Raw genomic sequence first — 24,953 nt, forward strand, 5'->3', positions numbered from 1 at the left:
GGCGTGGAAGGACAGTGTCGACCACCGCCCCGGCGCCGCCGAGCAGGTTGCCGACGATGCCCGGACCTGGCTCGTCGACGGCGTAGGCGGGATCGTTCATGATCGTGTCGCAAGCGCCCCAGGTGGCGATGACGCCACCGAGCAGAAGCATGCCGCGCACCGTCGCCTGAGCGAGTCGTCGGCTGCGGCACCGCATCACGGGCACCCCTCCCGACTTGTCGGTCTACCTCAGGCAATAACCGCTGATTGTTGCCGGATGCGGTCGGCGGGTCACCTTCCGACACGCGGGATTGGCATTATCCGCACAACGACCGAAGGCAACTTGCGCGCGTGCCCTACCAGGCAACCCGGCAGCGGACGGCTGCCGAGCTCGACGGCGTCAAGCCGGCAGAGCTATAGGGTGGATCTACCTGCGGATGAGAGGCGAGTGCGCGTGAATCCAGACTCGACCTGGCAGTATGAGGTCCGAACCGACGGTGACGCGAGGACCATCGTGCTGTCCGGCGAGATCGACATCAATGGCGCCGGCGAGCTGCACCGCCTGTTAGAGCAGGCAATCAATGCTGCGAACGAGGTGAAGGTCGATCTTGCCGAGGTCACCTTCATCGATTCCACCGTGATCACGGCCCTCGTAACATCCCAGAACCTGGCGAGGGCAGCCGGTCGCCGCTTCGCCGTGGTCAATCCCGAGGCCCAGGTGCACCGGGTCCTCGCTGTCACCGGTGTCCTGCAGGCTCTGACCACCGAAACGCGGTGACGAGCCACCACCTTTGACATGAGGCGCGGGGGTCGGCAGCCGACAGTGGCGGGATGCTCCGGGTTGCCGGGCGGGCCCTAGCCTTCGCACGTCGGCGCGGCACCTACCAGGTCTGAGTTAACGATCGTGCACGGTGAGCTGGGTACCGGGGTGTGTGAGCTGGGCTCGCGACAGCGGGATACGCGCCAAATCCCCTCGTCGGCGCGCTTGAGCAAGGTGCGGAAGCCGGCGCGGACCAGCGAATGGTCGTCGGCAGGCCGCCACGAGCGTGAGGTCGTGCTCGACGCGGACCTGGTCTTCCAGGTCGGCTTGTTCATTACTGGTTGTCCGGCATGGGGCCGTTTATCTCGCCGCCGGGTGGCGAGGTGGGCGCGGGGGTGTCGGTGCCAGTAGTCGGCTCGAGGCAGGCGGTCACGGTGGCAGTCACCCCATTGAGCCGGCGGGTGAGGACGAGGCCGTCGGTCAACTGGTGGGCGAGCCACAGTCCGCGGCCCCCGGCGGTATCGACCGCGGGCAGTCGCACCCGCAGGCTGCCCGGCGCCGCGCCTTGGTCGGTGACCTCGCAGATCAAGACGTCGGCCTGGCGGCGCAGCTCGAGGTGGCCGTGGCCACCGCCGTGGCGCACGGCATTGGTGATCAGTTCATGGACGGCGAGGACGAAGTCGTCGCCGGCATCTCCGGTCAGTCCCGCGGCGGTCACCTGCGCCTGGAGTGCGTGTCGGAGCGTGCCAACCGTCGCGCTGGTGAAGTCCTGCGACATGATCGGAACGACGGCAGCGACGAGGGCCGGCGCCGGATGTCCCGGGTCGGAAGCCTCAGCGTCGCCGGTCACTCTCGCAGGCTACCCACCGCTGGCGGTACCGGAACCACTGAGTACAACTACGCGCGATCGCGGAGGCGCGGCCAACGATCTCGGCGTTCCTCGCCTACGTTGGCCCGCATTGGTCATGGGCGAGAAGCGGTCGTCGGCCTGGACGGGCCTGACCCGCTCCCGCCAGTCTGGCCCCACCCCTTCGACGCTTCCCCGTGCCCAGCGCGGACGTGGCGCCGATAGGTCGCCTACGGGACAGCCTCACGGCCGCGGGCCCCGATCGGCGCGGCGTGACATGGAGTCAGCTATCTGCCGTCGGCGGTACTGATCGTGGAGCCGTTACCGCCGTTCGCACACCAGGCCGTCGCCGTTCCGGTCGCGGTACCAGGCGTATTCCGGGTCGATGCCCCTGCGGTATGGGCCGTAGCCGGCCGCGTTCGCCTCCTTGCACGTGCCGAACCGAGGATCCGTCACCGGCACTGGTGGCGGCATTGGCCTGGTGCTGGTCGGGGCCGGTCGTGGACTGCTGGCGCGCGTGGCCGTCGGCTTGACGGTCGCCTTCGGCGCCGCGGTCGTGGTTTTGGCGCTGCTGTCCCCCGCAAGGGGAGCCGGCGCGGTGGGCTCCACTGGTGCAGGGGTCGGACGGGTATCGGCGTCAACGAGGCGGTTGCCGGGCGTGGCGTTAGGCGTGGTGTTACGGGCACTGGGCCGCGCCGTGTCGGAGTCGTTGTCCGCTGCGTTGATCACCGCGCCGCCGCAACACAGCCCGACCACAACGGCGGCGGCAGCGATCAGCCATGGCAATGCCTTCCTCTTGACCGGCGCGGGAGGCGCGGGATATAGCGGCAGGACTGCGGTGTCGTCGAGCGACATCTCGTGCGGGCGGCCGTGGGACGGCGTCGGTGTCGTCATCGGGGCTGTTCCTGACAGTGGGGAGCGAGTTCGGTTTCCGGCAGGACCGGGCCGGGACGAGGGTGTTGGGCGAAGACCCAGGAACACACCCGACCCGACCTGGTCACTCTGGTGGCCGGACGCGTTAGCAATGGTCTGGGGACCAGTGCCGCAGCTTAGGCACCTCCGGCCAATGCGCGCCAGATCTCCCGCGGAGGTCCGGCAATGGTTCCGGTGTGCGGCGGGGCGATGTGACGCCGGGTGGTGGCTGCCAGGCATCCGGCAGCCACCACCCGGCAGGCGGTGCGGACAATTTCAGGAGGAGACTGTTGGGGCCAGGTTGTGCCCCTACCTCACCTGGTGTCCGTCACGGTGGGGGTGCCCGGAACTGCGGCGCCGAGCCACAGTTGGGTCAGGACGTAGCGGGCTCCGCTCGGGATGGTGCCGGACTCGTCCGCGGCCGACGACGCCGCCGAGCCGAGCAGGGTGCACGACTCGTCGTAGAAGTACAGGTCGAAGTCGTACGGCGTGACGGTGTCGCTGTGAACACGGACCTCGTGGGCTCCGTCACCGAAGCTGTCCGGCAGCTTGGTGACCCAACCGTCCGCGCCCTGCGCTGGCGTGGCCGGCACCGCGCAGGCCGTCTTGAACGCGGTGGCGTCGTCGGCCGTGCCGGTGGACGGGTTACCCGCGGCGATCACCCCGGTCTCGGTCACCGGCGCGTCCGGCGGGGACGGCGGCAGCGGCTCGACCCCGGTGGCGGTCTTCGAGAAGACCTGCAATTCGGCGGCCTGCACGCCAGTCTTCGTCTCGCCGAGCGCGGTGTCGGTCCAGAACCGCACGTACTGCGCCTGCACCGGCTGCGGCAGCGCGCGTCCCGGGCGGCCGGCCCGTCCGATGGCCGGGGTGCCGGAAGGCGCCACGAACAGGAGTACGGCCGCCATGGTCGAGGCCGGGACGATGAGTTCGCTCGGACGGCCCACCGGCTCGGCCGCCGACTCACCGACACCAGCGGTACGCAGACGACCTCACACGAGGGCGGGGGCGGTCAGTCGTGTCGCTGCGCCCCATGATGCTTCTGGTTTTGTCGCAGGGCTTCCTCGAGTTGGTCTTCGAGGATGATGATCCGGCAGGCGGCCTCCAGGGCGGTGCCCTGATCGACCATCTCCCGGGCTCGGGCCGCCAGGCGTAGCTGGTAGCGGGAGTAGCGGCGGTGGCCGCCGGCGGAGCGGTGCGGGTCGATCAGTTTCGCCTCGTCCAAGCGGCGCAGGAAGTCCTGCGAGGTGCCGAGCATCTCCGCGGCCTGGCCGATGGTGTAGGCGGGGTAGTCCTCGTCGCCGAACATGTCATCAGGGCTTTGGCCCATGTCACCTCCACGTCGAGGGCCCCGGCGCGTAAGCGCCGGGGCCCAGGGTTACGGGTCAGAACACCATCTGCCGACAGGAACGTCGGCTTGTCGTATCCGCACCAGCCGTCACTGACGGCTTCGGGTGCGAGGATCGCATAAGCGTGACCGGAGACCACCTCTCGTTCGATGGAAACTGCGGTGTCCGCCCGGCCTGGATTGACGGCCAACGGCGGGCGATCCAACGGTGTACGGCCCTCCCTTTCCTCTGCCTTCTCTTTCCCTTGCTGACGTGCGGTCCACCGGTGTCGGAGCCCACGCGACTTCATGGCCCCTACACGTACGGCAAACATCAGATGGAGCCCTGAAGACGCCTTGGCCCCACCTGTGGTGCCCCGTCGCGCATCACGTCGGGGCTGACGTGCTTCTACTGCCGAAAGGAAACGGTGAAACTCGTTCCCGCTTCCCGCCGCCCGTCGTGACCTCACGGCCGGGCGGTCCGCCTGCATCTTGTGGCTCTCTGTTCTCGACTCGAAGAAGAGTACCCCGCACCACTAAGGATGTCTAGTCGTTTCAGCATAGATTTTCGGGCTGGCTGTCAGTAGCCTCGGCGGCCAGCCAGAGGGGCATCAGGGAGAGCTGGCGGGTGGCACGGTCGCGCATCGGCACGGACGTCGACATGAACGGCGTCGCCATTCTCGGCCCCGTCGGCGACCTCGATGCCGACACCAGCGAAGACCTCACCGAGGCGATCACCGCGTCCTGACTCGCCTCCGGGTGACGCACCTGGTGGTGACCCTCGTCCGGGTGTCATCCCTTGACTCGCGGCCTGCCCGTGCTCGTCGAGTGCCACGGTCACCCGACGGCGTCCGGCCGACCGTGGCGTCGTCCAGTCACTGCCCGCCCCCGGCAGTGACCTTACCGGGATCGTTTCCTGATCCGATCGATCTGTGATGGTCCCCAGTCTTGCCCGGCTGTGTTCACCCACGCGGAGGGGGCGGACGGTCCTGCCGGCGCGGTTTGGGTGAGAGACGCCGGCGGAGCGGATAGCGGCCGAGGGACAACCTGAGTCGTGCGATGGCTTAGGTGGGCGGCGTTTTGGTGATACGCGTTGCCGCGGTGACCAGCCGCTTGCGTACGGTGTGTTCGGTGCGCTGGAGGTCTGCCGTCGACAGGACGCACGCCAAAGCTGCCGGCTGACCCGCGGTCGAGACGAGCACAGCAGCCGTGGCCGTGGCCGGATGGTAGTGGCCCGACTCGCTGTGCAAGCGGCCCCGGTTGGCGGTGGTCAGCGTCGGGTTCAACGCCTCGACGTCGCTGACAGTGGAGGTGCCAAGGTTGGACGTTGGGGCCTGTTTGAGGTAGCTCGCGCGGGTGGGAGTGAGCGTGGACAGCAGCGCGAGGCCCCAGGCGGTGACGTGCGGGGCCTCGTGGAATCCGGGGACCAGCTGGTCGTGGTGGGCAGTCCGAGGACCGGGGGCGACGGCGGTGAGCGTGATCCTGCCGTCGACGAACTGTGCGAGGCAGTGGGTGTATCCGGTGTCGACGGCCAGGCGCCGCAGCTCGTCGGTCACCGCGGCAGACGGGCGGATGGCCTCGCGGAGGTCCCGGTATCGGTGGGCTACCTGCAGGCCGGCAGTGAAGGTGCCGTCTTCGCGCCGAACGAGATAGCCCTCGTAGGTCAGTGTCCGGACTATGTGGTAGACGGTCGCGGAGTTCAGGCCACACCGGCTGGCCACTTGTTTGACGGTCAGACCGCGCGGCGTGCCACCGACGGCTTCCAGCACCCGCAGCGCCCGGGACACGCTGGAGAGCAGATCCGATGGCGGTATCAGGGGCTGCTCACCCACAGCGGTCCTCCGATTAACGCTCGACTCGTAGCGGCCGGTTCTCCCCTCACGTCATACCCGCGTCGGGTCCCGCTATCTCGCATCGCGGCTCACCGCGAGGACGACTGACGGCCCCGCAAACGAAGGTGAGACCTGGGCGATGACCAGCGCGGGGGGCATCTCATGGTCAACATATCGCGCCATCGCACAAGGACGGGACGCGTCTTGCGGGAGTCCCGTACCCAGGCCAGGGTCTTGGGCCACCGCGGGACGGCCGCAGTGCCGGAGGCTGACGCCGCGGGTGATTTCGCCGCCCGCGATTGCGGGCAGGTCGGCGTGGGGCGGCTACCGCGGGGCAACTCTCCGGGGTGATGATCCGGTACCGCAGGGCCCTGGCCGCCACCCCGGTCGGCGACGACCAGCAGCCCGGCCAGCACCAGCAGAAGGACGACGAAGGTCGGATTCGCTATCCGCTCCGAACTGGCCGCCTACGTGATCAGCTTAGCGGAGGAGCACACCTACAAGGCGCGACCGTCGCTACGAGCTGGTCACCGGCTGCGGCCACTCCTGAACTCGCATGTTCCGGCTGACGTGGTCGTGCCCATCGAGGGCGCTGCATCATGTGGAGGCCTGGTGCTGTTGCGTTGCCGGATCGACAGACGTGTTGAGCCCCGAGGGCTGGTCTCGTGTCAGATCGCCCGGGCGAGTTCGGTGAATGCAGCCGCGACCCGCTGAGCGGGCGGAGCGTCGATACCGAGCTCGTAGTGGCCGCGCCGGAGATTCTGCATGAACGCGTGCCCGGTGATAACCACCTGGGCTGTGTTGTCCTTCCGCAGCCCACGCATCGGTCTCAGCCTGTGTTTGAGCTGGCTGTGATCAGCCTCTATCGGGTTGTTGGCGTGCTGCTCGACGTGGTGCCATGCGTGCGGGATCAACTCGTCGAGCACGGCGGGGTAGACCGCGGCGGCGTCGGTGACCACCTCGGTCGGCTTGACCTTGAGCGTGGCGATGGCGCGTCGGAAGAACCGCCGGGCCGCGTCGGCGTCGCGGCGGGTCGAGACCAGCACGTCGATGACCTGCCCGTACTGGTCTATCGCACGGTAGACGTAGCGCCACACGCCGTTGACCTTGATGTAGGTCTCGTCGACGTGCCACCTGTCGCCGGGCGCGTGCCGGCGGAATCTGGCGGCGCCGGCCAGCAGCGGGGTGAACCGTTGCACCCACCGGTAGACGGTGACGTGGTCGACCTCGACGCCGCGTTCGACCAGCAGTTCTTCGACGTCGCGGTAGGACAGGTTGAACCGCAGGTACCACCGGACCGCGACGATGATCACCTCGGGTGGGAACCGGAACCCGGCGAACGCGGACTTCGGCGGTAGCCAGGGGCGAGGACGGTTCGACAGCTTCACTGGTCAAGCCTGCCTCGATCTTGCCAACGACCAACGCAACAGAGCCCTGCGGACAGGCCAGCGCGTGGGTGGTGCAGACTGGGCCGATGAGTCCTGCCGGCCGTGGCCCACGAGGCAAGCAGAATACGACATCCGGTCGCCGCTCCGACCTCGTCGTGGTGGGCAACGTGGAGGAGAAGTGCGACTGTCCCGCGTGTTCAGGCGGGGAGCTGGATCCCGAACAGATGCTCGCCGAGTTGGTGGACGGTGCCGCCGACCTGGCCGGTTGCGAGGATCCGCTGGAGGCGGAGCTGGCCGGCGCACTGTTCGTGGCGATGGCGGTGGCCGGCGGTGACGACACCGTACCCGCTTTCGCCCAGGCATTTATCCCGGCGATCGAGGCACGCGGTAACGATGCGGCCCTGACGCTGCTGACCGCGATCGGCGCCGCGGCCAGTGCCGGTCCCGAGCAGGTGGCAGAGGCCGCCGTGGCAGCCGCCGGCCGGTTGGCCGTCGACGGAGTCCCCGCGCCGGCCTGGGCCCGGAAGCTGGAGCAGCCGCTGCACTCTGGCCCCTTCACTCGGCTGTACGACACCGAGGGGACCATGTCGGTGTTGGTCGGCTCGTTCCAGCGGGCGGGGCACGAGCACGCGGTCATGGTCCTGGTGGATCACGACGACTGCGGCGCCGCCGACGGCATCCTCGTCGTGGACGGGGCGGACCTGCCGGTGGCGCTGAAGGACATCCGCGAAAGCGGTCGGCGCGACGGCCTGACCATCAAGACCCAGAAGCTGGGCGCGCCTGAGTTCCGCTGGTACGTCGAGCAGGCGATGCAGGCGCGTGCCGTGCACGACGCCGAGAACGGCGACGATGGCAGCCAGGACGCGCCGGAGCTTGTCGACGAGGAGGACGGGCCCGGGTATGACGTGCTGGCGGTGCTGGTCCGTACCCGGTTGGCTGCTCTCCCGCAGCCGCGTAAGCCCAAGGGGGCGGTCGTGTCCGGGCACGGCGCTGGTGGCCGGGACGCGATGGCGGTACTGCAGCAGTTCGCCCAACTCGTCAACCGTTCGGGCGACCCTTCCGATCTCGGTCTCGACTTCCTGACAGCAGGGCGGGCGCAGCCGGCGAAGCTTCCGGCCAAACGGAAAAAGACCGCCGGCCCGGCACAGGTGTATCAGCTCAAGGTGAGTCTACGTGGGGCGAAACCACCCATCTGGCGGCGGCTGTTGGTGCCTGCGGACATCAGCCTGGCCCGGCTGCACGACACCATCCTTGCGGCATTCGGTTGGCACGGCGGCCACATGCACGTGTTCGAGACGGCGTACGGCGACTTCGGGCGCGCCGACCGCGAGTTGGGGCACCGGGCGGACGGGTCGGTGACGCTGGAGCAGGTCGCGCCCGAGGCGAAGGACAAATTCCGATACACCTACGATTTCGGGGACGACTGGGTACACGACATCCTGGTCGAGAAGGTGCTCGCCCCGGACCCGTCGACAGACCATCCCAGGTGTACCGGCGGGAAGCGGGCCGCCCCGCCCGATGACTGCGGGGGAATCTGGGGATACCAGGAGCTGGTCGAGGTACTCACCGACCCCGCACACCCCGAGCACGAAGAACGCCTGGAGTGGCTGGGACTGGCCGATGCCAGCCAGTTCACCCCGGACACCTTCGACATGGAGGAAGTGAACCGCCGGCTGCGTGCCCTTCGCTGAGCGGCCAGCCATCGCCAACCCGGGATACTCGCCGGACCGGGTGACGACGTCACCCGGATCGTGCGGGTTAAGTGGGATGGACAGCATCGAACCTGGTTTGCTGGCCTTGCGAAACGGGCTGTCACACCTTGAGGACGTCCACGTCGTACAGCGCGATCGACACGTCACGGGTGACCAACGTCAAGCCTTCGGTGACCGCTTGTGCCACCAGCATGCGGTCGAAGGGATCACGGTGATGGAATGGGAGGCGCCCGGCAGCGATCGCGTGAGCGTGAGTCACCGGCAGTTCACGGAGGCCCATATCCCGTACCCGTTCGGCGAGGTCCGCCGGTCCAGCGAGCTTTCCATCGGTCTGCTTGATAGTGATCTCCCACAGGCTGACCGGGGACAGGAAGATGTCAGGGTCATAACGCAGCCGGTCAAGGAATTCCTCGCCAAGGGTGGCATCGCCGGTGATGGCCCACAGCGCGATGTGGGTGTCCAGCAGCAGGGTCATTCGCCGATACCAAAGTCGGCAGCGATCTCGGCGTTGGTGTGTGGCGAGTCCCAGTCGCCCGACAGGTCTACCTGCCCGGCAAGGGAGCCGACGGCGGTGCGGTTGACCCGACGCACCAGTGGAACCACTCGCGCCACAGGGGTCCCCGCCCTATCGATGATGATCTCCTCGCCGCGTTCCACTCGCTCGATGATGCGCGACAGGTGCGTCTTCGCATCATGCATGTTGTAGTGCACGGCCTCCGCCGACATGGCTCCACCTCCCCGGCTAGCTAATAGCTTAGTCCACCCGGCCTGACTGTGCCACAGACTGCTCGACTGCCCAGCCCCTGAATTATCGGCGGGCGGCCGGTCCCGCCTGGCCGGTGTCCGGTCCACGCTCGCGGCGGCGTGGCCGGCCGAGGTGACCGGCGATCGGCGGCGACGGCCGGTCCGCCGGAGGCGGTCGCCGCCGGGAGTGAACAGGCTGGCCGGGCGGGCGGGCGGCACGGTGGGCGGTCGGAGCCGGCCTTGTCGGGACCCCGTGGTGAACCACTCGGGCAGCCCGGTCGGAAGTCCGGAAATCAGATGGGTGGGGCCTCACGACCGTCACCACCGTCGCTCGCCCTGACCGGGACACCTGCCCGACATCACCGCCAGGCCAGCGGCGGCCGACCGCCCTGCAACCATACCGACAGCGAAGATCCACAACCCCGACCACAGTGGGCAGAGGCCCCGCACCGGTGCGCCAACACTGGAATCATGATCCAGACCAGGCGACACGCATAACCACTGGTCAGCACGGACCGGCACGAGCCCTCGCCAGAACGGCACAGCGACAACGGAGCACCATCGGAGCACCAGATTCCAAATCTTGGGAAGATCCGTCCCAAGGCTTAGAAGCAGTCAAGGTCGTGACCTGCGTTTCCGCATGTCACGACCTTGATCATCTGTGCGCCCGAAGGGACTCGAACCCCTAACCTTCTGATCCGGAGACCGATGCTTGTCTATGGGCATGATCGGGCTGGTCGATCGTCCGCCCCGGTCCCTCCCGGTCCGCGCGGGTCCCCATAGATACCGGCAGGTCCAGGCCCTACATCAGGTTTTGTCGATCACTGCACGCCGCCAGATGAGACCCCGGAATCCGAACGAGTCCCTGCACGTCCGGACCAGTTTTCCGGCGTCCGAGCAGCCACGGAGCAGCATGGATCGCCGTTCACGCCACCTTGCCTCGAACCACCGCGGACGTATGGATCTTCTTTGCGGAGCCGGCACCGGCGCTGGATGCGCGGGCGTTGGGGTTCGGGTTGCTGCGCGAGGCGATAGCCGTCCGCGCGGGTCGGCACCACGACCCAGATGCAGGGTCGCCAAGATTGCGTGAAGATCACCCGTCGGCGCGTTAAGAAGATGTCAAGATCTACGGATCTTGCCGGCGGCCGCGTGACGTTGGAGCCGTGTTCGAGTTCTTGAAGCGGCTACTGGTCGGCGCTCCGCTGCGCAGCGACCGGCTCGGCGAGCAACTGCTGTCCAAGCGGATCGCACTGCCCGTCTTCGCGAGCGACCCGCTCTCCTCGGTGGCGTACGCCACGCAGGAGATTCTGCTGGTCCTGACGCTGGGCGGGCTGGCCTACCTGTACCTGGCCCCGTGGATCGGGCTGGCCGTCATCGTGCTGCTGGCGGTGGTTGTCCTCTCCTACCGGCAGGTCGTGCGGGCGTACCCGTCCGGCGGTGGCTCCTACGAGGTGGCGACCCGCAACCTCGGAGCCTCGGCCGGTCTGGTCGTAGCGGCGGCGCTGCTGGTCGACTACATCATGACCGTGGCGGTGTCGGTGGCCGCCGGGGTCGACAACATCATCTCGGCGTTCCCCGATCTGAACCCCTGGCGGGTGCCGATCAACCTCGGCTTCGTCGCCTTGGTGACGGCGATGAACCTGCGTGGCGTGCGCGAATCGGGCCGGATCTTCGCGGTGCCGACCTACATGTTCGTCGTCGGCGTGCTCGCGCTGATCGCTACCGGGGTCATCCGGATGGCGTTCGGCGACACTCCGGTCGCCGAGAGCGCCGCCTGGTCCGTCACGCCCGAACCCGGACACGGCAACTTGACCGGCCTGGCCCTGCTGTTCCTGGCGTTGCGCGCGTTCTCCTCCGGCTGCACCGCGCTGACCGGCGCAGAGGCCATCTCCAACGGCGTACCGGCGTTCAAACCGCCCAAGGGCGAAAACGCGGCCGGGACCATGCTCTTGATGGGCGCCCTGTCGATCACCATGTTCGGCGGCATCACCGCACTGGCGCTGATCTCGAAGGTGCGCTACGTCGAAAACACGTGCGACCTGATCGGGTTCCCCGGCGACTGCGCCACCTCGGCGCAGCGGACCGTCATCGCGCAGCTCGCGGCGGCGATTCTCGGCGGCACCAGCTCTCCCATGTTCTTCTACATCCAGGCGGCCACCGCCCTGATCCTCATCCTCGCGGCCAACACCGCCTTCAACGGCTTCCCGCTGCTCGGCTCGATCCTGGCCGAGCACCGCTACCTACCCCGTCAGCTGCACACCCGCGGCGACCGGCTGGCCTTCTCCAACGGCATCCTGCTGCTGGCGCTGATCGCCGGTGCGCTGATCTACGCGTACAAGGGCTCGGTCACCAGCCTCATCCAGCTCTACATCCTCGGCGTGTTCACGTCGTTCACTCTGTCGCAGACCGGCATGGTCCGGCACTGGAACACGCTGCTGCGCACCGAACGCGACCCCGGACGGCGGCGGCGCATGCACCGATCCCGGCTGATCAACGCGTTCGGCGCCGTCTTCACCGGCCTTGTCCTGGTCATCGTCACCATCACCAAGTTCACCCACGGCGCGTACCTCGTGGTGATCGCGATCCCGGTGCTGTTCGCGATGATGCGGGCGATCCGCCGCCACTACGACCGCGTGGCCACCGAGTTGGCGCCGGAACCGGGCGGCATGGTGCTGCCCAGCCGCATCCACGCGGTAGTACTGGTCTCCCGCCTGCACCGGCCGACGATCCGGGCGCTCGCCTACGCCCGCGCGACCCGGCCAGACACGCTCACCGCGCTGACCGTGGCGATCACCCCAGAGGAGGTGCGCCAACTGCAGGCGGAGTGGGACGAGCACGACATCCGGGTGCCGCTGACCATCGTGGACTCCCCATACCGGGACATCACCGGGTCAGCGCTGGCCTTCATCGACAGCCTGCGCAAGGAGCACCCGCGTGACCTGGTCATCGTCTACATCCCCGAGTACGTCGTCGGCCGCTGGTGGGAGCACCTGCTGCACAACCAGTCGGCGCTGCGACTGAAGGCCCGACTGCTCTACAAGCGGGGCGTCATGGTGACCAGCGTGCCGTGGCAGCTGGAGTCGAGCCGCACCGAGCCGGAGATTCATGCTCCAGCCCAGGTCGGCCGATAACTTGGGCGGTATGCGGGACAGGTCGCGGCGGGCGTACCAGCGGATGCTCACCGGCGTGCTACTGGCGGCCGCCGGGCTGGCCGGACTCACCGCACTGCTGGTGCCGGTGCGCGGCGACCTCGCGCTGGCCAGCGTCGTGCTGCTCTACCTGGTGGTCGTGGTGGCGGCTGCCGTAGTCGGCGGGCTGACCGCCTCGCTCGCCGCTGCGGTCGCCTCCGACCTGCTGGTCAACTTCTTCTTCGTCCCGCCGTATCACACGCTCACCGTGGAGAGCCGGGATCACCTCATTACGCTCGTCGTCTACGTCGCGGTCGCGATCACGGTCAGCGTCGCGGTAGATCTGGCCGCCCGCCAGCGCGCGGCCGCGGCCCGCACCGGCGTCGAGGCGGCCGTGCTCGCGCGGATCAGCGCCGAGCCGATCGGCGCCGGCTCCGTGCACGCCTTGCTTTCCCGGGTACGCGAGGCGCTGCACATGGACAGCGCGGCGCTGATCGAGACCGATCCGAGCGGCGCCGAGCACATCGTCGCCGTAGCCGGACGGGAACCGACCGGAGTGCCGTCGCTGTCCGTGACAGCTCGGCCGAATCTGCGCCTGGTCGTCGAGGGGCCGGACCTGTTCGCTCCCGATCCCCGGTTCCTGGCCCGGCTGGCCGCGGCCGCCGCCCGCACCCTGGACGCGGAGCGCCTGGCCGACCAGGCGGCCCGCGCCCGGGAGCTGGCCGAGATCGACCGGTTGCGGGCGGCCCTGCTGGCGGCGGTCGGCCACGATCTGCGTACGCCGCTGGCAGGGATCAAGGCCGGGGTGTCCAGCCTGCGCGACCCGGACCTGGAGTTGGCCCCGGCCGAACAGGCGGAGCTGCTGGAGACCATCGAGGAGTCCGCCGACCGAATGTCCGACCTGGTAGAGAACCTGCTGGCGATGAGCCGCCTGCAGGCGGGTGCCTTGATAGTCGAGAGCCGTCCGGTCGCCGTAGACGAGATGGTCGCCGCGGCGCTGCTGCATCAGGGGCCGGCCACGGTCGAGGTCGACGTGCCGGACGATCTGCCCTTCGCGTACGCCGATCCGGGGCTGCTGGAACGGGTCGTGGCGAACCTCGTCGCCAACGCCGTGCGCGAATCGCCTTCGGTGCGCGTGGTCGGCCACGCTTCCGGTGACCGGCTGTCGTTGCAGGTGGTCGATCACGGTCGCGGCATACCGGCCGAGGACCGCGAGCGTGTCTTCGCCCCGTTCCAGCGCCTCGACGACCGGTCCGCCGAGGGCGGGCTAGGTTTGGGGTTGGCCATCGCCCGCGGCTTTACTGAGGCGATGGGCGGCACCCTGACGGCGACCGACACCCCGGGCGGAGGACTGACGATGACGATCATCCTGCCGCAGGCGGCAGCCCAGTGACCCCAGTCCTCGTCGTCGACGACGATCGTCAACTGGCGCGGGCGCTGCGCATCGCCCTGTCGGCCCGCAGCTACGAGGTCGCCGTCGCTACCGACGGGGCCAGCGGGCTGGCGGCCGCTGAGCGAACGCCGCCCGGCCTGGTCATCGTCGACCTCGGCCTGCCCGACATGGATGGGGTCAGCGTCGTCCAGGCGCTACGTGGCTGGTCGGCCGCCCCGATCATCGTGCTGTCGGCCCGGCTCACCGAGCAGTCGAAGATCAACGCGTTGGACGCCGGGGCTGACGACTACGTGACCAAGCCGTTCGCGATGGGTGAGCTGCTGGCCCGGATGCGGGCCGCACTGCGCCGAGCCGCTGCCGGTGAGCAGACCTTCCCCGTCGTCACGACGGCGGCGTTCACCGTGAACCTGTCCGCGAAACGGGTCACCACGACCGCCGGGGCGGAGGTTCGCCTGACCCCGACCGAGTGGCACCTGCTGGAGGTGCTGGCACGCAACCCGGATCGGCTCGTCACCCACCAGCAGCTGCTGCACGAGGTGTGGGGGCCGCGCTACGAGACTGAGACCAACTACCTGCGCGTGCACCTGGCAAACCTGCGGCGCAAGCTGGAGCCCGACCCGAGCCGGCCGCGCTATCTGCGTACCGACCCGGGCATGGGCTATCGGTTCACCCCTGAACAGTAGGAGACGATCAGGCCTCGGCCACGTCGAGACAGCGCTATACCGCTACGAATTGCGCCGACGCAACCACCGACATCGTTACCGCAAGCCCCCGAACAGCGTGAATGCGGTTCGGTTCCGCCACATCGGGTCCACCCGTGTTGGTTGCATGAACACTGGCTGCCGCGCGAACTGGCAGGTGGTTGCATTCCCGCAGCGCCACGGCGACCCTCCCGTCGCCGACTATGGAGGGCAATTCGGCAGGCCAGAGTCGTGTGACAGCGACCGGCCTGGCGGGCGGCGAACGAGCCGACCTGGTCAAACAAGGCCGAACCAGATCGGCGCGTTTCATGGTTCCGGTGCGGGGACTGGTGTGCGGGTTGGTATGCCTGTGGGGTGGCAGAGCAAGCGAACAACGAGCAGCCTCCGCAAGGCGAGGGGCCGGCGGAGGACGGTGGGACCGCGTCTCAGACATCGCTGGCGGGTCGCCGGACGGCGGGGCTGGGGTTGCTGCTGGGCGCGTTGGGTGTGGTGTACGGCGATATCGGCACGAGCCCGCTGTACGCGCTGAAGACGGTCTTCACCCTCGACCGTGGCCTGGTGCCGGACGCTCCCGACGTGTTCAGCGTGATCTCGCTGGTCTTCTGGTCGATCATCCTGATCGTGTCGGTCAAATATGTCGTCTTCATCCTGCGGGCCGACAACGAGGGCGAGGGCGGGGTGATGGCCCTGGCCGCCCTCGCCCGAAAGGCGCTGCTCAAGGACAGCGGGAGGCGCGCCGGTGCGGTGTTGGCGCTCGGGGCGCTCGGCGCTGCCCTGTTCTACGGCGACAGTGTGATCACCCCGGCGATCTCGGTGTTGTCGGCGGTGGAAGGGCTGGAGGTCATCTCCCCGCAGTGGGCGGTGGTGGTGCTGCCGGTGTCGGCGGCGGTCCTCACCCTGCTGTTTGCCGGCCAGCGATGGGGCACCGGACGGGTCGGGGCTGTGTTCGGGCCGATCATGGTGCTCTGGTTCGCCTGCCTGGGCGTGGCCGGCGCGGCCGAGGTGTGGCGTCACCCGAGCGTTCTGGCCGGGCTGTCACCGACGTATGCGGCCCTGTTCATCGTGGGCCACCCGGTCATCGCGTTCGTCGCGATGGGTGCCGTGGTGCTGGCGATCACCGGTGCCGAAGCGCTCTACGCCGACATGGGTCACTTCGGCCGCGCCCCGATCCGCCGGGCCTGGTTCGCGATCGTGTTTCCCGCGTTGACACTCAACTACCTCGGCCAGGGCGCGTTGATCCTCCGGGCACCGGACAGCCGGGACAATCCGTTCTTCCTGCTGCTACCAGGCTGGGCGCAACTGCCGATGGTCGTCCTGGCCACCGTGGCCACCGTGATCGCGTCCCAGTCGGTGATCTCCGGAGCGTTCTCGGTGTCCCGGGAGGCCATGCGGCTGGGCTTCCTTCCGCACCTGCGCATCCGGCAGACCTCCCGCCGCCAGTACGGACAGATCTACGCCCCAGGAGTGAGCTGGGCCCTGTTCGCCGCAGTCTTGCTGGTGACGTTCGCGTTCGGCTCATCCACGAACCTTGCCGCCGCCTACGGGGTGGCGGTCACCGGCACATTCCTGATCACCACGACCCTGTTCCTCGTCGTCGCGCGGGTGCTATGGCACTGGACCACCTGGCAGGTCGCGCTGTTCGCGGTCGTCGTCGGCAGCATCGAGCTGACCTTCTTCACCGCGAACCTCGCCAAGGTCACCCACGGCGGCTGGCTGACCCTGCTCATCGCGATCATCCTGTTTACGATCCTGCTGACCTGGCGGCGCGGAGCCGAACTGGTCACCGCCCGGCGGATCGAACGGGAAGGCCCACTACGGGACTTCATCGACACCCTCCACGCCACAGACATCCCATGGGTGCCGGGCACCGCCGTACCCCAACAAGGAGACAACGCCCCTGGCACTACGCGCCAACGTCGCGCACAACCACGTACGACACGAAAGAATCGTGATCATCACCGGCCGCACCGCGAACGTCCCGCACATTCCCTGGGATCAACGACTGACCATCGACGACCTCGGCGACCCCAATGACGGCATCATCCACATCACCGCCGTCTTCGGCTTTCAGGACCCCACCGACTTCCCCGAGGTCCTGCGACCGCGCCGCCGCCCACCCCCTCGCACAAACGATCGACCTCGATCACGTCTCCTACCTCGTCTCGAGGATCACACTGCGGTGCACCCGTCAGCCCGGTATGGCCATCTGGCGTAAACGCCTGTTTATCGCCCTCGCCCACAACGCCGCCAGCCATGCCGAGTTCCTTCACCTACCCGAGGAACGCACCATCGTGCTCAGCGCCGAAGTCCCCGTCTAAACCCGCCCCGAGCAGCGCCTCCCATCGAAACGGGTAAGCAGGGGTCGGGCTCAATTAGTCAGGTGCGTCGACGTCGCCGGGTGGCGGCAACGGAAGTGGGTCGCCTTGCAGGACCGAAGTCACCGACGAGCGGCCCGTCACCCCTGCCAACACTGCTCTGGCGGCATGCCGTTCTCACGATTCGGCTCGCACTCTCACCGCCACTGCGCTCCACCGACACAGGGCCGAATCCCTGTGATGGCATTAGCACTCCGAGCGCCCTTGGGCGGAGTAGGAGTCTCGCCGGTAGAGAGACCTCCAGCACGGCCGCCCCACGATCGCATGCCGAAGATCAAGGGCTCATTCCGGCGTACAGGTCAACCCTTCCGTCCCATCAGGTCAGCCCCTGTGCACGGCGGTCGACCTATCGATTCTTTGAGGGCTGGTCGTGGTCGGTCGTCTCTGGCCAGCACTTGGGAGCCCCGGGCAGGCGGCCCAGAAACGGCCCAACCGCCAGATCAAACGGGCCAAGGTGATGATCACCACGCATCCCCGACTCTCCCCTTACGGAAGGGTAGGGTCTGTCGAGGTCGTCAGGGTCTGACCGAAGGTTCCCTTGACGACCGTGCCGCGTCTTGGCCGATGAGGTCCAGGATCCGGATCCGGCGCGGCCGTCGCTGATCGTTTCGTAGTCGTCTGCCCCGACCCCGGGGCGGTTGCTGTGCGCCCGACCGAGTGCGCCCGAGTGGAAATGGCTCCATGTCCTCTGTGCTGTCCGCGGTCGTCCGGCCGCGCCTGTCCCGTCCGTCCTGGCTGTCACCGAAGGTGTTCCGCACCGAGGTCCTCGCCGGCCTGGTCGTCGCTCTCGCCCTGATTCCCGAGGCGATTTCCTTTTCGATCCTGGCCGGGGTCGATCCTCGGGTGGGCCTGTTCGCCTCGTTCACGATGGCGGTCACGATCGCGCTGTGCGGCGGTCGGCCGGCGATGATCTCCGCCGCGACCGGTGCCATCGCCCTGGTCGTCGCGCCGCTGGTCAAGGAGCACGGCTTGGACTACCTGATCGCGGCGGTGATCCTCGGTGGCGCGATCCAGGTCCTCCTCGCGGTGCTTGGCGTAGCGAAGCTGATGCGGTTCATCCCGCGTAGTGTCATGGTCGGCTTCGTCAACGCCCTCGCAATTCTGATCTTCGCCGCGCAGGTCCCGCACCTGATCGGCGTGCCGTGGTTGGTCTTTGCACTCGTCGCGGTCGCGTTGGCGATCATGGTGGGGCTGCCCCGGCTCACTCGCGCGGTCCCTGCGCCGCTGGTCGCGATCGTCGTGTTGACCGTCGTCACAGTGGTCGTCGGCGTAGCCGTGCCGACCGTCGGGGATGAGGGCGCCCTGCCGGACAGCCTGCCCGCCCTCGGTGTTCCGCAGCTGCCCTGGACCCTCGACACCCTCAGCCTGATCGCCCCCTACGCCCTGGGTGTGGCGCTGGTCGGGCTGATGGAGTCGCTGATGACCGCCAAGCTCGTCGACGACATCACCGACACGCACTCCAACAAGACCCGCGAATCCTGGGGCCAGGGCGTCGCCAACATCGTCACCGGGTTCTTCGGCGGTATGGGCGGCTGCGCGATGATCGGTCAGACGATGATCAACGTGAAGGCGTCCGGTGCGCGTACCCGGCTGTCGACCTTCCTGGCCGGCGTGTTCCTCCTGGTTCTGGTCGTCGCGCTCGGTGACGTGGTCGCGGTCATCCCGATGGCCGCTCTGGTCGCCGTGATGATCATCGTGGCGGTGTCGACCTTCGACTGGCACTCCGTCGCCCCGGCCACGCTGAAGCGGATGCCCTACGGCGAGACGATCGTCATGCTGGCCACCGTCGCGACCACCCTGGCCACCCACAACCTGGCCGTCGGCGTCGTCGTCGGTGTGCTCACCGCCATGGTGATCTTCGCCCGTCGGGTCGCCCGTCTGGTCGAGGTCACCAGCGTCCTTGACCCGGACGGCACCACCCGGATCTACTCCGTGCATGGTGAGCTGTTCTTCGCCTCCAGCAACGACCTCGTCGGGCAGTTCGACTACACGAACGACCCTGAGAACGTGGTGATCGACATGACCCACGCCCATGTCTGGGACGCCTCCTCCGTCGCCGCGCTGGACGCGATCAGCACGAAGTACGCCGCCCGGGGCAAGACCGTCGAGATCGTCGAGCTGAACACGCCCAGCGCCCGCATCCACGACACCCTCGCGGGGCAGCTCGGAGTCGGCCACTGATGGCCGCTGCCAGCCGCAGCGCCGGGCCGGAGCACGCCTCCGGCCCGGCCTCGGCTCGTTTGATGCAGATCGGGGAGGCCGCCGAACGGGTCGGGCTCAGCATCCGCACCATCCGCCACTACGAGGAAGCCGGCCTGATCGTCCCCAGCGCGCGCAGCGAAGGCGGCTTCCGGCTGTACACCGAATCCGACCTCGACCGTCTCGCCGTGGTCAAGCGGATGAAGCCCCTCGGCTTCACCCTCGACGAGATGCGGGATCTCCTCACCGTCCTTGACGCCCTCGACACCGCCACCGACCAGAGCGAGCTGCTCGACCGGCTGGGCATGTTCCACACCGCCGCCACCACCCGCGTCACCGCGCTACGCGACCAACTCGCCCTGGCCGAAGGCTTCGCTGGCACGCTCCGCGCAAAGCTCGACCACCACACCGGCCCAACCGCCTGACCCCCGCCGAGCCGGTTGCCGACCACAGCGCGTCCGTCAGCGGCGGACTGCCGTCTTGCTCCGATGAACGGTCACCGCGTCCTCGTGGGACGCCTGGCTCGTCAACACCAGCACCGGCACCAACACAGCGGCGACCGCCAGATGCATCAGGCCGAGCACCAGGCGGGTCGACAGTGCGGTGCCCGAACCGGTCAAGGGCAGGAACGACACCAGAAGCACCAACCCCGCCGTCACCACGCACACCATCCGACCAAGGCGGGTAAACCGCTCCAGCAGGGACGATCGGGCCCCACCCGGCCACGGCGGCGCTGAGCAGTTGCTGCGGCCATGGACGAACGATCTGGCGCTGCCCACCTTCGCGCTGTTCTCAGCCGGGGTTGCGTTCGGGTCGTTCGGAGATCTGCTCGGCAACACCGTGGCGATTGGCGTGTTCCTCGGTCTCGTCGTCGGCAAGGTCATCGGCATCGCCGGCGGCACGTGGCTGACCACCAGAACTCAATGTGGCCGAACTGCCCCAGCCTAGGGTGGCCCGACATCATCGGCATGTCTCAGCTCGCCGGGATCGGCTTCACCGTCTCTCTGCTCATCAGCGAACTCGCCTACCCAAACAACGAAGGGCTGCTCAACGCCGCGAAGAGCGCAATCCTTGTGGCGTCCGCCGCTGCCACCGTTCTCGCCGCTGCCACCTTGCTCTGGCGCGGTAGGCACCACCGACGAGCGAGACACCAGGCTCATTCCCACACGTCTCGTGGGTGAGCATCGCTAGGAGTAGCAAACGTTAAGGAGCCACCTGCGCCCGGGCCGCGTCCGGGTCACGTTGCACCATTTGCGCACATCCCGTCGACAACGATCATCGTTGGTTGGCCTTGTCCGACCTTCGACGGCCTAGATGCTTCTGTTGTCGGGGCTTGCATCTGGTACCTAGGTACAGGCTTACCGTCGAAGTATGAGCGACCGACACGTCACGACAGACGACTCCTGGGTCCCGGATGCGTGCACCTTGCCGACGGCCGAACGGCCGCTGCGGCTTGCTGAGTTCAATCAGTTCTTCCGCGATGCTGTCCGGGGTGCCGACCGGCGGTCGCCGCAGCATCTGCGGTTGCAGCTCGACAGCGCGAAGCATGTGGAGGAGACTGCGCGGGATTTGACGGCCCGTGAAACGTCCTGCTGCTCGCTGCTGCGGATCATCAAGACCGCACAACGCCTCGGCTTCACCCTCAACGAAAGTCGCCGACCTGCTCGACGCCGGCCGACACCAGCACAGCGGCCGACCCGACACCGGCCTCCAGGCACGGGCCAGAGAGAAGCTCCCGCCACCCGCTACGCCAAGGTCCGGCCGCCGGGACGACCGGCCGTGCCACCTCAAGTGGCTGGTCAGAGCCCATGTCTGCAGATGTGGAGCGGGCCAACCCAGGCTACGCCTCCACGAAAACTTGCCTCAAGTGTGAAGAAGTTGGCGACCAAGGAGCCCTAGGTGCTTCGTGTCGAATTCCTGGGTTGCTGCCCAGCTTGCGAGCAGTGCGAACTTGTCGGCGGACTCGGAGCCCTCATCGACGCTGTAGGTGCAGACAGACAGGCCCGTTTCGCCGGGCATCTCGAACACGTCGAACGTGATCTCGATTTCACCGACCTCGGGGTGGCGGTAGACCTTCTGGCCGGTGCGATGCTCGTGCACGTCCTGGCCGGCCCAGTCTTTCCGGAACTGCGGGCTGCGGGTTGATAGTTCCCCGATGAGTGCGGTGAGGTCGCTGTTGAGGGGGTCTCGTCCGGCTTCGAGTCGCAGCATCGCGGCGGTCATGCGACGGGCCAGGGGCCAGTCGACGTAGTAGTCCTTGGCGCGGGGGTCGAGGAAGATGAACCTGGCCATGTTCGGCTTCTCAGCCTCGAAATGCGGAGAGAACAACGCGCGCCCCATGAGGTTCGAGGCGATGAGGTCTTGTTGCGCGTTGTACACGACGGCCGGGACCGCCAGGTTGTCCAGGACACGCAGCACCGATGCGCGCACCGACCGCTTTGTCGGTTTCCTGCTACGCGCCGCCGACGCCGCCGGGGCGGTGCGGGCCAGGTGGAACAGGTGCTCACGCTCGACGTCGTTGAGCTGCAAGGCCCGCGCGATCGCGTTCAGCACGCTCTCCGAAGCGCCACGGATGTTGCCGCGCTCGAGGCGGGTGTAGTAGTCGAGGCTGACGCCGGCGAGCATGGCGACCTCTTCGCGCCGCAAGCCCGGCACGCGTCGCTCCCCGCCGAAGTCGGGGAGGCCCGCTTGCTCAGGGGTCACGTGCGCGCGACGGGAGACCAGGAACTCCCTGACCTCGTCCTTCGTGCTCATGCCTTCCACGGTAGCCACGTTCCGTGGTCGCTTGGGGGGCCCCGTCAGTACCCCCCACTGCCTCAAGCGGCTTGTTTCTTCCGGATTCGTGCGAACGTGTCCGCCCGCCCCGCTGTGACGAGGGGCGGGCGGAAGTGCGTGCGGGGTCGCGTCAGACGGTGAGGAGCACCTTGACGGCGCGCCGCTCGTCCATAGCCTTGTAGCCCTCCGCGGCCTCCTCCAGCGGCAGCGTCAGGTCGAAGACCTTGCCGGGGTCGATCTTGCGGTCCCAGATCAGCTGGATCAGGTCGGGCAGGAACCGGCGCACCGGAGCGGGGCCGCCATGCAGATGAATCTCAGCGAAGAACAGCTCCAGGCCGGACAGCTCGACCCCGTGGGTGACGCCGACGAAGCCGAGGTGCCCGCCGGGGCGGGTGGACCGGATGGCCTGCATCAACGACTCCTGCGTGCCGACCGCCTCGATCACGCTGTGCGCACCCAGCCCGTTCGTGAGGTCCTTGATCTTCGCCACGCCCTCGTCGCCGCGCTCCTCCACAATGTCGGTAGCACCATAGAACCGAGCCAGCTCCTGCCGCTCAGGGCGGCGGGACATCGCGATGATCCGCTCCGCGCCCAGCTGCTTGGCGGCGAGGACGGCCATCAGGCCAACCGCGCCGTCACCGACGACCGCGACGGTCTTGCCCGGGCCGGCCTCGGCGGCGACGGCGCCGAACCAGCCGGTGCCCAGCACGTCGGACGCGGCCAGCAGCGACGGGATCAGCTCCGGGTCGGGCTGCGCCGGCGTGGCAACCAGGGTGCCATCCGCCAGCGGGATACGGGCCTTCTCGGACTGAGTACCGACCGTCGCCGACACGAAGGCCCCGTGCACGCACTTGGACTGGTAGCCGGCCTGGCAGATCTCGCACGTGTTGTCGGAGATCACGAACGACCCGACGACGAAGTCGCCGACCTTGACGGTCTTCACCTCGGCACCGATCTCCTCGACGACGCCCACGTACTCGTGACCCATAACCTGATGGTCGACGGCCTCGATGCCCCGGTACGGCCACAGATCAGACCCACAGATACAGCTCGCGGTCACGCGGATGATCGCGTCCGTGGGCTCGATGATCTTCGGATCTTCACGCTCCTCGACGCGGACGTCGCCGGCGGCGTACATGACTACTCCACGCATCGGGTGTTTCTCCTTGCTCTGTTGGTGCCTGCGGCGCCGAGCCGTGTCTCGAAAGCCGCAGCATCCCCGTCATCCCGACCCAAGAAACTCCTGCCGCCAGCCCCACTGGGAGGGCGTAACAGGACCCCTCAGGCGTCTTCCTGCGCTGCCCCCGCCCGATGCCATGCCCGCTCGCGGCTCACCAGCCACTTTGGGTGGCGCGGCCGGTCGTCTCGCCAGCCGGACATTGGCGCAGCGGGCGGCGGCGGTTGGCCAAGATCGGACCGCAGGTCCTTGCGTGAGCCTGTCCGGAGATCGCCCGTAAGTATTCGTCCAGCTCAGGTGCGGTGCTTCGCGGTCCGAGGCGGAGCCTCACTGGTGCCTCGTCAAAGGAACGGTGAAGGTGCAATCGGTCGGCTTCCGGCAGTGCCACTGGACGAGGGCCGGCCGCCGCGCGGGCGGGCGGTTTGTCAGGGCGCGACGAGAAGGCGGCCCAGGCGGCCTGCCTGATTGGGTACGGGTGTGGGGCCGGGCAGCTTCGGATGTGACGCCGACGCGGGGTCAGGTGGTCTGGCCCCCATCGACGACCAAGGCGTGCCCGACCGCGAACGACGCTGCATCCGCAGCATTCGTTACGAAGGGTCTGCGAACGTCATTCACGGACCGACATTCCGCCAAAGTGCAGACAGCCGACGGCCCATATAACGCCGAGCCTGAGGGACGAAATATAGGGAAGGATTGAGCACCAGGAAAGCTAAGGCCAGATATACATTAATCGGTGCGAGCACGACGGACAGGCCGGCGGTGATGACCCCGGGCACGCTTTGCCGCGGTCCGTGGGCTCGCACCACCTCATCGCCGCCCTCAAAGAGTCCAGCACGCGATGCATGCGAACGAAGGAGTAGAACTGCCAGGCTGCAGGTAGAGATATCTACGCCATAGAGAATGATAGGGAATGGATCGGTAAGATGCTCACCGAGGAATTGCGTGGGGAACGGCAGCAGGGCGATTGCGTAGTCGATCGGTGGGTGCCCTGAGCTGGGAATCTACGGGGTGAGTGGCCTCTGCGGAGGCAGGTAGAGCGGGTGAGATCGCGTCGGTGATCATGGAGTTCTCTAGGCTTCACGACACCCCGAGGACCTCACCCGCCGATGTCATCATGCCCGATCCCCGCGCTGTCTTCGGTCGCCGGCACCCCTGGCACGTCACCACCGTCCGTTACTGCAGGTGAGACAACGGGACTGCTACACGCCTTGGCGGCGGTCCCGGATCCTCGAGATCCACGGGGAGTGCGTTACCCGCTGTCGGGCCTGCTCGCGGCCGCGGTGTGCGCGGTCCTCGCGGGGGCGTCGTCGTTCGCCGCGATCACCGATTGGTTGCACGATCTGGATGAGCAGGCCCGCGACCGGCTCGGCTTCGGCCATGGGGTGCCGGCGGGTACGACGGTATGGCGGTTGCTGACCCGCCTCGACGATCAGTTGTTGTCTACCGTCCTCGCGGGCTGGCTGAAGGTCCGCGCCCAGCCGGTCACACCCCGGCCGCACCGATATCGGACGGTGATCGCCGTGGACGGGAAAACCCTGCGGGGAGCCCGCCGTGCCGACGGTGGTCAGGTTCACCTACTCTCCGCGCTGGACACCAGCACCGGCATCGTCCTGGCCCAGGTCACCGTGAGCGCGAAGAGCAACGAGATCCCCGCGTTCGCACCGCTGCTCGACGCGGTCGAGCAAGTGTTGGGCAGCCTGACCGGTC

At 67.9% G+C, this 24,953-nt stretch carries 23 protein-coding genes and 1 pseudogene; 13 read left to right on the plus strand and 11 right to left on the minus strand.

Translation table 11 applies throughout. The features are described from left to right. Positions 1–256 precede the first annotated feature (256 nt). Positions 257–757, plus strand: a complete 501-nt coding sequence (locus tag DKT69_RS40690) for an STAS domain-containing protein (RefSeq protein WP_109804126.1) — start codon at positions 257–259, stop codon at positions 755–757. A 316-nt stretch (positions 758–1,073) separates the two neighbouring features. On the opposite strand, the gene DKT69_RS25980 is transcribed toward DKT69_RS40690, so the two are convergent. The 6 genes from DKT69_RS25980 to DKT69_RS26005 form a co-directional block, all read right to left on the minus strand. Beyond that, entirely contained in the window at positions 1,074–1,589 is a 516-nt protein-coding gene (locus DKT69_RS25980; RefSeq protein WP_236648354.1) for an ATP-binding protein, read from the minus strand. A 318-nt stretch (positions 1,590–1,907) separates the two neighbouring features. Then, positions 1,908–2,480, minus strand: a complete 573-nt coding sequence (locus tag DKT69_RS40130) for an excalibur calcium-binding domain-containing protein (protein WP_236648355.1) — start codon at positions 2,478–2,480, stop codon at positions 1,908–1,910. 332 nt (positions 2,481–2,812) lie between these two features. Next, positions 2,813–3,403, minus strand: coding sequence for a hypothetical protein (locus DKT69_RS25990; RefSeq protein WP_146231209.1), 591 nt, complete (start codon positions 3,401–3,403; stop codon positions 2,813–2,815). Positions 3,404–3,507: 104 nt separating this feature from the next. Continuing rightward, positions 3,508–3,825 (minus strand): helix-turn-helix domain-containing protein, encoded by a 318-nt coding sequence (locus DKT69_RS25995; RefSeq protein ID WP_109804128.1) that lies wholly within the window; start codon positions 3,823–3,825, stop codon positions 3,508–3,510. 1,061 nt (positions 3,826–4,886) lie between these two features. Continuing rightward, positions 4,887–5,609, minus strand: coding sequence for an IclR family transcriptional regulator (locus DKT69_RS26000; RefSeq protein WP_236648356.1), 723 nt, complete (start codon positions 5,607–5,609; stop codon positions 4,887–4,889). A 713-nt stretch (positions 5,610–6,322) separates the two neighbouring features. Beyond that, complete coding sequence (locus tag DKT69_RS26005) at positions 6,323–7,036, minus strand: IS6 family transposase (protein WP_109804141.1); 714 nt, start codon at positions 7,034–7,036, stop codon at positions 6,323–6,325. Positions 7,037–7,356: 320 nt separating this feature from the next. On the opposite strand from DKT69_RS26005, the gene DKT69_RS26010 reads away from it, so the two are divergent. Continuing rightward, positions 7,357–8,733: a plasmid pRiA4b ORF-3 family protein gene (locus tag DKT69_RS26010; RefSeq protein ID WP_201749864.1), complete on the plus strand. Its 1,377-nt coding sequence runs from the start codon at positions 7,357–7,359 to the stop codon at positions 8,731–8,733. Positions 8,734–8,854: 121 nt separating this feature from the next. On the opposite strand, the gene DKT69_RS26015 is transcribed toward DKT69_RS26010, so the two are convergent. Further along, complete coding sequence (locus tag DKT69_RS26015; RefSeq protein ID WP_109804131.1) at positions 8,855–9,229, minus strand: type II toxin-antitoxin system VapC family toxin; 375 nt, start codon at positions 9,227–9,229, stop codon at positions 8,855–8,857. Beyond that, entirely contained in the window at positions 9,226–9,480 is a 255-nt protein-coding gene (locus DKT69_RS26020) for a type II toxin-antitoxin system Phd/YefM family antitoxin (protein ID WP_109804132.1), read from the minus strand. The genes DKT69_RS26015 and DKT69_RS26020 overlap by 4 nt, the downstream gene beginning before the upstream one ends. Before the next feature lie 1,181 nt (positions 9,481–10,661). On the opposite strand from DKT69_RS26020, the gene DKT69_RS26025 reads away from it, so the two are divergent. The 8 genes and pseudogenes from DKT69_RS26025 to DKT69_RS26050 all read left to right on the plus strand — a co-directional run bounded on the left by DKT69_RS26025 (position 10,662) and on the right by DKT69_RS26050 (position 19,719). Further along, complete coding sequence (locus DKT69_RS26025; RefSeq protein ID WP_109804133.1) at positions 10,662–12,629, plus strand: APC family permease; 1,968 nt, start codon at positions 10,662–10,664, stop codon at positions 12,627–12,629. Positions 12,630–12,639: 10 nt separating this feature from the next. Beyond that, positions 12,640–14,019, plus strand: coding sequence for a sensor histidine kinase (locus tag DKT69_RS26030; protein WP_109804134.1), 1,380 nt, complete (start codon positions 12,640–12,642; stop codon positions 14,017–14,019). Next, positions 14,016–14,702, plus strand: coding sequence for a response regulator (locus DKT69_RS26035; protein ID WP_109804135.1), 687 nt, complete (start codon positions 14,016–14,018; stop codon positions 14,700–14,702). Before DKT69_RS26030 ends, DKT69_RS26035 begins: the two co-directional genes overlap by 4 nt. Positions 14,703–15,209: 507 nt before the next feature. Continuing rightward, positions 15,210–16,433 (plus strand): annotated as a pseudogene (locus DKT69_RS26040) (KUP/HAK/KT family potassium transporter); the annotation flags it as partial. Between the two features lie 184 nt (positions 16,434–16,617). Then, positions 16,618–16,935, plus strand: a complete 318-nt coding sequence (locus tag DKT69_RS41455; protein ID WP_438361874.1) for a KUP/HAK/KT family potassium transporter — start codon at positions 16,618–16,620, stop codon at positions 16,933–16,935. Continuing rightward, positions 16,853–17,038 carry a KUP/HAK/KT family potassium transporter gene (locus DKT69_RS41460; RefSeq protein ID WP_377533992.1) on the plus strand — a complete coding sequence of 62 codons (186 nt, stop codon included), beginning with the start codon at positions 16,853–16,855 and terminating at the stop codon, positions 17,036–17,038. Before DKT69_RS41455 ends, DKT69_RS41460 begins: the two co-directional genes overlap by 83 nt. Positions 17,039–17,776: 738 nt before the next feature. Further along, positions 17,777–19,276 carry a SulP family inorganic anion transporter gene (locus DKT69_RS26045; RefSeq protein ID WP_109804136.1) on the plus strand — a complete coding sequence of 500 codons (1,500 nt, stop codon included), beginning with the start codon at positions 17,777–17,779 and terminating at the stop codon, positions 19,274–19,276. Beyond that, positions 19,276–19,719 carry a MerR family transcriptional regulator gene (locus tag DKT69_RS26050; RefSeq protein ID WP_109804137.1) on the plus strand — a complete coding sequence of 148 codons (444 nt, stop codon included), beginning with the start codon at positions 19,276–19,278 and terminating at the stop codon, positions 19,717–19,719. The genes DKT69_RS26045 and DKT69_RS26050 overlap by 1 nt, the downstream gene beginning before the upstream one ends. 36 nt (positions 19,720–19,755) lie before the next feature. Here DKT69_RS26050 and DKT69_RS40135 read toward each other — a convergent pair whose 3' ends face one another. Continuing rightward, positions 19,756–20,133, minus strand: coding sequence for a DUF6069 family protein (locus tag DKT69_RS40135; RefSeq protein WP_368666274.1), 378 nt, complete (start codon positions 20,131–20,133; stop codon positions 19,756–19,758). On the opposite strand from DKT69_RS40135, the gene DKT69_RS41210 reads away from it, so the two are divergent. Continuing rightward, a complete protein-coding gene (locus DKT69_RS41210; RefSeq protein ID WP_201749866.1) occupies positions 20,036–20,242 on the plus strand; it encodes a Na+/H+ antiporter NhaA in 207 nt (68 codons plus the stop codon). The two genes, DKT69_RS40135 and DKT69_RS41210, sit on opposite strands and share 98 nt — an antisense overlap. Then, positions 20,218–20,475: a Na+/H+ antiporter NhaA gene (locus DKT69_RS41215; protein WP_368666275.1), complete on the plus strand. Its 258-nt coding sequence runs from the start codon at positions 20,218–20,220 to the stop codon at positions 20,473–20,475. Before DKT69_RS41210 ends, DKT69_RS41215 begins: the two co-directional genes overlap by 25 nt. Before the next feature lie 682 nt (positions 20,476–21,157). On the opposite strand, the gene DKT69_RS26070 is transcribed toward DKT69_RS41215, so the two are convergent. Next, complete coding sequence (locus DKT69_RS26070) at positions 21,158–22,048, minus strand: helix-turn-helix transcriptional regulator (RefSeq protein WP_109804142.1); 891 nt, start codon at positions 22,046–22,048, stop codon at positions 21,158–21,160. A gap of 151 nt (positions 22,049–22,199) precedes the next feature. After that, positions 22,200–23,222: a zinc-dependent alcohol dehydrogenase family protein gene (locus DKT69_RS26075; RefSeq protein WP_201749868.1), complete on the minus strand. Its 1,023-nt coding sequence runs from the start codon at positions 23,220–23,222 to the stop codon at positions 22,200–22,202. 1,268 nt (positions 23,223–24,490) lie between these two features. On the opposite strand from DKT69_RS26075, the gene DKT69_RS26080 reads away from it, so the two are divergent. Continuing rightward, a partial coding sequence (locus tag DKT69_RS26080; RefSeq protein WP_236648358.1) for an ISAs1 family transposase occupies positions 24,491–24,953 on the plus strand: 463 nt, incomplete at its 3' end.

Origin of the sequence: Micromonospora sicca (genome assembly GCF_003172935.1) — a bacterium.
Lineage (GTDB): Bacteria > Actinomycetota > Actinomycetes > Mycobacteriales > Micromonosporaceae > Micromonospora > Micromonospora sicca.